Genomic DNA, 5,888 nt, shown 5'->3' with positions numbered 1-5,888 from the left:
GCGACGCCGATAATCGTCCAAATGAGGTACTGTTCATCAAAATTCTCGGACATATTTGTGTAGAATATTAAACCAGATATATAGATGCCGATGCGAGAACGATTATCGAATATCCTGACTTCGGGCCGAAACGGTCCGTGGTAAGTTTGGAGCACCCTCACGAGAATCCGAATCAGGTATTTGATGGGGGTCTCTCCGTAGGAGTACACCATGGAACCAGAAACGTCCGACCGAAAGGACGATCACATCGAGATCATACTCGAAGAGGACGTCGAGACGCCCGGAAGCGGGTTTTCCGACGTGCAGTTGATCCACGAGGCGCTCCCCGAGATTCATCGTGACGACATCGACACGTCGATCGAATTCTGTGGTCACGAACTCGCTGCCCCCATCGTCATCGAGAGCATGACCGGCGGCCATCCGAACACGACGAAGATCAATCGAGCGTTGGCGCAGGCCGCACAGGAAACCGGAATCGCGATGGGTGTCGGCAGTCAACGTGCAGGGTTGGAGAAACCCGAGGACGAGGCACTCATGGAGTCGTTCACCGTCGTTCGGGACGTCGCGCCCGATGCGTTCCTCTACGGCAACATCGGTGCGGCACAGCTTGCGGAGTACGGCGTCGAAGGTGTCGAACGGGCGGTGGAGATGATCGACGCCGACGCGATGGCGATTCATCTCAACTTCCTGCAGGAAGCCGCACAGCCGGAAGGCGATATCGATGCGAGGGATTGCCTCAAACAGGTCGAAACGGTCGCGTCCGAGTTGAGCGTCCCCGTCATCGTCAAGGAAACGGGGAGCGGGATTTCGAACGCAACCGCACAGCGGCTTACCGACGCCGGTGCCGACGTCCTCGACGTTGCGGGCAAGGGCGGAACGACGTGGTCCGGCGTCGAGGCGTATCGGGCGAGTGCGGTCGGTGCGGAACGTCACGCAAAGATCGGGAACCTGTTCCGGAGTTGGGGGATTCCGACCGCCGTCAGCACCGTCGAAGCCGCGGACGCACACTCCTGTGTCGTCGCCAGTGGCGGCGTCAGGTCCGGACTCGATATCGCCAAAGCGATCGCGTTAGGCGCACAGGCGGGCGGTCTGGCGAAACCGTTCCTCCAACCGGCAGGCCGTGGGTCCGAAGCGGTTATCGACCTGATCGGTGACCTCCGCGCGGAACTGACGACCGCGATGTTCGTCTCGGGATCGAATTCCGTCGCGGAGTTACAGGAGACGGAGTACGTCCTCCTCGGCCGGACCAAGGAGTTCATCGACCAACGTCGAGACGGTGGACAATAGAGCCGTGAACCCCGACGAGAGCGGAACGTATCGAGTGATCGAGGCACACGAGTCCGAGTTCTCCGACCCGATCACGGTTTCGAAGGGCGACGAAATCGAAGTGAGTGAACGGGATACCGAGTGGGACGGTTGGCTCTGGTGTGTCGATTCGGCGGGCACGGCGGGGTGGATCCCATCGCGGAACCTTCGAAAAACGTGATAGTTCGGCCGGAATCGACAGACGGTTTACCCGCTTGGCGCTACGAGGAGTATGGACGAGTTCGGCTACACGACGGACATCGAAGTACGCTATCGTGACCTCGACACGATGGGACACGTCAACAACGCCATCTACGTGACGTTCCTCGAACAGTCGCGAGTCGATTACTTCGAGGACGTTCTCGGCATCTCACCCACCGACATCTCCGGCGTCATCGCCCATCTCGAAATCGATTATCTCCGGTCGATAACGGCCGAGGACGACGTGACCGTCGCCATGCGCGTCACGGACATGGGCACCACCAGCGTCACGATGGAACAGGAGATTCGTGCGGGAGGCGAACCGGCCGCCACCGCCGAAATCGTGCAGGTCGTGTTCGACGAGAACGGGGAGGAACCGCGACCCATCCCATCCGAGTGGCGCGACAGGATCGCCACGCACGAAGGGCTCTGACGGCTATCGCTACGTTTTGGGAGTTTCCGTTTCGAGAAACCGAATCAGCCAGGGCTACCGGACATACTTCGAGAGAAAACTAACCAGCCAAGGCTGGTGAGAAGTTGTTTTCGGTAGGAATTGTGCGTGGGTGATGTCCTCGAAGGAGATCACCTGCATCGTATTCGGCGGTTACACCGCCTCATGTGTTCGCGGCAAAGCCGCGCATGCGATGCGTGGGACCGGATTTGAACCGGCGGACCCCTACGGGACAGCGCCCTCAACGCTGCGCCGTTGGCCTAGCTTGGCTACCCACGCCCGCTGTGTCTGTCTGCACTCAATGGTAGATGGTGGGCTAATAAAAGGCCTTTCATTTTACTCAGCAACGGCATGGGTTCGCATAGACGTGACAGAGTACGTCCAATACGCTAATTATTGGTCCCAACGATTCTGAATTGATGTCGATTGGCTTCATCTCCCGGCTGAGAAATACACGTGTGGACTACGTTTGCCCGGAGTGCGCCCGCGCGTTCAACCTTCCCTGCGAACGCTGTCCCGCCTGTGACTGTGACCGATTGTACAAAATCGTGAAGTAACTGGTATACCGCCCGGAACACAATCCGCGCGTGTGAACACGACTGTCCGAAACAACGTCCCGACGTTGACCGCGCTCCTGAGCATCGTCTCGCTCGCGCTGGTGTTCGGTGCGGTACTGGGTGTCGTCCCCGAACACGCCATTCCGCGTGCGCCGGACTCGTTCCTCGCCGCGATTCCTCACCTCAACGCCGCAATCAGCGTGGCCGCCATCGCCATCATCAGCGCGGCGTGGCACGCGATTCAACAGGGTCACCTCCTGCGCCACCGGACCGGAATGATGACTGGCCTCGTCCTGTTCGTCGCCTTCCTCGGTCTCTACCTGTACCGGGTGTCGCTCGAAGGACCGACCGAGTTCCCCGGGCCGAAAGCCGTCAAACAGTTCGTCTACCTGCCGATACTGGCGATACACATGGTTCTCGCCATGGTCTGTATCCCGCTGCTCTACTACGTACTGTTGCTCGCGCTGTCCCATCCCGTGAGCGAACTCCCGAACACCAACCACCCTCGCGTGGGACGAATCGCGGCGTCGTTGTGGCTCACCTCCTTCGCGTTGGGCGTCGTCGTTTACGGATTGTTGTACGTGGTGTACTGATTCGAAGATTCCGCCGAATTCGTGGGTTTTAGCGCCGAACGTGCCACACGAAACTGAACTAGCCACACGATATATCCATTCCCGACCCGTATGTCTCGTTCATGCCAATACCGGGATACGACCCGGACGATTTGGACGAACTGCTCGCGGAGCGACTCGAAGCGCGCGGTGGCCCCTCCCTCACGCCACGGCAGTGGCGCGAGTACGAGAACGGAGCGACCCTGTTCGATGTCCTGACCGAATCGGAGATCGAGCGGTTGCTGCACGAGGAATAGCGTCGTCGTGTCACGCGTTTGGACGAACTCCGGAAACGAAAAAGCGGTCACAGTACCACTCGGCTAATCGTGGAAACACCCCGACGCCGATGCCCGCACACACCACGGAAACCACGATGGACACCAGTGGCAATCCCATCGTCTTCGCCACCGAACCGCCCCCGTAAGCCACGACGGCGAGGACCGTGTTGAAGTAGAGAAAGCGAAGGAGCAACAGGGAGGGCGTCAACGACACCCAACCCGGTGTTTCGGTCCCCAGCGGAGAGAGCCACCCGCCACGAATCAGGGCCACTTCGACGACCATCGTCGTCCACGCGACCAACGCCGACGTTTTTACTCCGAAAAACCGGTTGGGAATGGAGACCATCACGAACCAGAGGAACGGGACGAGCGGAACGGAAACGTCCGCGAACGCGTAGACGATATCGTCCAGAAAACGTCCGAAATTACCCTTCTCCTCGGTGTTCGTCTTCCCGTGACCGAACCAACCGCGGCGGCGGCGACTACGGGCGGGGCGTGTCGCACGACACGGATGGTCGTTTCTGCCGGATGAAGACGGCATAGATTCACGAATTACACGGCGGGAACGGTAAAAGTACGTACTATATCGTTAGAGCGGCGTCAGTCGCTCGCACCCTCGATAACGGGCCGCTTCACGTCGCGGTCGGTCTCTTCGTCGTCGATGTCGTACGGATAGCTTCCGGTGACACAGCCGAGACAGAGGTCGGTCTGCGAGACCGAAAGCGCGTCGGCGATGGCTTCCTTCGAGAGGTAGGCGAGGCTGTCGGCGGCGATGGTCTCCCGTATCTCCTCGACGGACTTGTCCGAGGCGATGAGTTCCTCCCGGGTGGCCATGTTGATGCCCATGTAGCAGGGTGCGACGATGGGCGGCGCGCCGATTCGCATGTGGACCTCCTCGGCCCCGCAGTCCTTGAGCAGTTGGATGAGTTGGGTCGAAGTGGTCCCGCGGACGATGCTGTCGTCGATGATGGTGACGGTGCGCCCCTCGACGGTCGATTTGATGGGGTTGAGTTTCAGACGGACCGCGCGTTCGCGTTCGTCCTGCGTCGGCATGATGAACGTCCGGCCCACGTAGCGATTCTTCATCAGTCCTTCCGCGAACTCGACGCCCGACCCGTCCTCCTGTGCGGCCTCGGCGTATCCGGAGGCGAACGCGCGCCCGGAGTCGGGAACGGGCATCACCACGTCGCTCTCGATGCCGCTTTCCTCCCAGAGCTTTCGACCCAATTCGCGGCGCACCTCGTACACGAGGTTGTCGTCGATGATGCTGTCCGGACGGGCGAAGTAGACGTGTTCGAAAAAGCAGTGGGCGGTTCCTTCCGGTTCGACGAGTTGGTAGGTGTCGTAGCCCTCACCGTTCGGCTGTAGCACCACGAGTTCGCCGGGGCGCACGTCGCGGACGAGTTCGCCGTCGATGGTGTCGATGGCCGCCGATTCGGAGGCGACGACGTAGCCGTCATCGACCTTGCCGATGACGAGTGGTCGATTACCTTCCGGGTCGCGAACGCCGAGCACCGTCTCGTCGTGCATGATGGCGAGCGAGTAGGAGCCGTGAATCCGGTTCATCGTTCGCTTGACGGCCCGCACGAGGTCCTCTTCGAGGAGGTTGCGCGCGAGGTCGTGGGCGATGACTTCCGTGTCACCGTCGGACGTAAAGGCGTGGCCCTTCCCCGCGAGTTCGTCGCGGATCTCTTCGGAGTTGACGAGGTTGCCGTTGTGCGAGAGCGCGAGCGATCCGCTCTTGAACGAGACGGTGAAGGGTTGTGCACAGCTCTTGTCCACGCTTCCAGCGGTCGGATAGCGAACGTGACCGATTCCGGCGCTTCCCTTCAGATCGTCGATGTCCTCCTCGGTGAAGGCGTCCCCGACGAGGCCCATCGAGACGTGGTCGTGTTGTTGGAAGCCGTCGTGTGTGACGATGCCTGCCGACTCCTGCCCGCGATGCTGGAGGGCGTACAGCGAGTAGTAGAGGGGGCGAGCAGCGTCCCGACCGGCGAGTGACGCGCCGACGACGCCACATTTCTCGGTCGGTCCGCCGAGGTCTCCATCCCGGCCACTTGACATGGCTACCTGTAGCGGGGGACAGTAGTAAAAACCCTCGTTATCGTGCCGTATTTCCCAGCCTGCAGGCGAGAAATATGCACATCCGTGAATACCGATTCGGGAGACGAAGCCGTCGGCTCGTCGGTGTGAGGGTTAAGAGGGAGAAAATCAACAGCAGGCGATTAGTTGTCGCCGGCTCGACTCTGCCACTCGTAGTTGCGTCGTTTGCTCGATTTACCGAAGCCGCACGACGAGCAAACACCTTTTCTCACGTGATACGATTTCTCACCGCAACGGCGGCATTTCACGTGCGTCGTTTTGTTCTTCTTGCCCTGGCTTGGAGTTCCTGCACCAGTCATGGAGTAATCGAAACGACGTTATCGCCGCGTATAATGGTTGTGTCTTCGTCTTCGATGACGAGGTTCATGTGCTGGTCGTAGCC

General features: G+C 60.1%; 9 protein-coding genes, 1 tRNA gene and 1 pseudogene. 5 read left to right on the top strand and 6 right to left on the bottom strand.

The genetic code is table 11. From position 1 onward, the window contains the following. The coding region (locus WBV42_RS04940) for a hypothetical protein (RefSeq protein ID WP_423985039.1) at window positions 1-212 on the bottom strand (212 nt) is incomplete at its 3' end. Between WBV42_RS04940 and fni the strand changes: the two genes are divergently transcribed. Genes fni through WBV42_RS04925 form a run of 3 tightly spaced genes read left to right on the top strand, consistent with a single transcriptional unit; the run spans window position 211 to window position 1,939 of the window. Beyond that, complete coding sequence (gene fni, locus WBV42_RS04935; protein ID WP_423985038.1) at window positions 211-1,287, top strand: type 2 isopentenyl-diphosphate Delta-isomerase; 1,077 nt, start codon at window positions 211-213, stop codon at window positions 1,285-1,287. The genes WBV42_RS04940 and fni overlap by 2 nt on opposite strands. Before the next feature lie 4 nt (window positions 1,288-1,291). Next, a complete protein-coding gene (locus WBV42_RS04930; protein WP_423985037.1) occupies window positions 1,292-1,486 on the top strand; it encodes an SH3 domain-containing protein in 195 nt (64 codons plus the stop codon). 51 nt (window positions 1,487-1,537) lie between these two features. Further along, the gene (locus WBV42_RS04925; RefSeq protein ID WP_066148010.1) at window positions 1,538-1,939 is read left to right on the top strand and encodes an acyl-CoA thioesterase; all 402 of its coding nucleotides are present in this window, start codon (window positions 1,538-1,540) and stop codon (window positions 1,937-1,939) included. Between the two features lie 212 nt (window positions 1,940-2,151). Here WBV42_RS04925 and WBV42_RS04920 read toward each other — a convergent pair. Beyond that, a tRNA-Leu gene (locus WBV42_RS04920) sits at window positions 2,152-2,236 on the bottom strand. A 310-nt stretch (window positions 2,237-2,546) separates the two neighbouring features. On the opposite strand from WBV42_RS04920, the gene WBV42_RS04915 reads away from it, so the two are divergent. Both WBV42_RS04915 and WBV42_RS04910 read left to right on the top strand, forming a co-directional pair. Continuing rightward, complete coding sequence (locus tag WBV42_RS04915) at window positions 2,547-3,107, top strand: DUF420 domain-containing protein (protein WP_423985036.1); 561 nt, start codon at window positions 2,547-2,549, stop codon at window positions 3,105-3,107. 101 nt (window positions 3,108-3,208) lie between these two features. After that, window positions 3,209-3,382 carry a hypothetical protein gene (locus tag WBV42_RS04910; protein WP_190303840.1) on the top strand — a complete coding sequence of 58 codons (174 nt, stop codon included), beginning with the start codon at window positions 3,209-3,211 and terminating at the stop codon, window positions 3,380-3,382. Window positions 3,383-3,392: 10 nt separating this feature from the next. Here the strand turns inward: WBV42_RS04910 and WBV42_RS04905 are convergent, their stop codons facing one another. The 4 genes and pseudogenes from WBV42_RS04905 to WBV42_RS04890 form a co-directional block, all read right to left on the bottom strand. Then, the gene (locus WBV42_RS04905) at window positions 3,393-3,944 is read right to left on the bottom strand and encodes a hypothetical protein (RefSeq protein WP_423985035.1); all 552 of its coding nucleotides are present in this window, start codon (window positions 3,942-3,944) and stop codon (window positions 3,393-3,395) included. 59 nt (window positions 3,945-4,003) lie between these two features. Continuing rightward, complete coding sequence (purF, locus tag WBV42_RS04900; protein ID WP_423985034.1) at window positions 4,004-5,467, bottom strand: amidophosphoribosyltransferase; 1,464 nt, start codon at window positions 5,465-5,467, stop codon at window positions 4,004-4,006. A gap of 161 nt (window positions 5,468-5,628) precedes the next feature. Next, window positions 5,629-5,805, bottom strand: a complete 177-nt coding sequence (locus WBV42_RS04895; protein ID WP_423985033.1) for a 50S ribosomal protein L37e — start codon at window positions 5,803-5,805, stop codon at window positions 5,629-5,631. After that, window positions 5,802-5,888: pseudogene (locus WBV42_RS04890) on the bottom strand (LSM domain-containing protein); the annotation flags it as partial. The gene WBV42_RS04895 and the pseudogene WBV42_RS04890, both read right to left, overlap by 4 nt.

Origin of the sequence: Haladaptatus sp. (assembly GCF_049589095.1) — an archaeon.
Classification (GTDB): domain Archaea; phylum Halobacteriota; class Halobacteria; order Halobacteriales; family Haladaptataceae; genus Haladaptatus.
Note: the sequence above shows the minus strand (reverse complement) of the source record. Positions and strands in the feature narration are given on the sequence as shown.

Bases quoted from the DNA above. Each gene is read 5' to 3' on its own strand.
- fni (WP_423985038.1), top strand. From the start codon at position 211: ATGGAACCAGAAACGTCCGACCGAAAGGACGATCACATCGAGATCATA.
- WBV42_RS04925 (WP_066148010.1), top strand. From the start codon at position 1,538: ATGGACGAGTTCGGCTACACGACGGACATCGAAGTACGCTATCGTGAC.
- WBV42_RS04910 (WP_190303840.1), top strand. From the start codon at position 3,209: ATGCCAATACCGGGATACGACCCGGACGATTTGGACGAACTGCTCGCG.
- WBV42_RS04905 (WP_423985035.1), bottom strand. From the start codon at position 3,944: ATGCCGTCTTCATCCGGCAGAAACGACCATCCGTGTCGTGCGACACGC.
- purF (WP_423985034.1), bottom strand. From the start codon at position 5,467: ATGTCAAGTGGCCGGGATGGAGACCTCGGCGGACCGACCGAGAAATGT.
- WBV42_RS04895 (WP_423985033.1), bottom strand. From the start codon at position 5,805: ATGACTGGTGCAGGAACTCCAAGCCAGGGCAAGAAGAACAAAACGACG.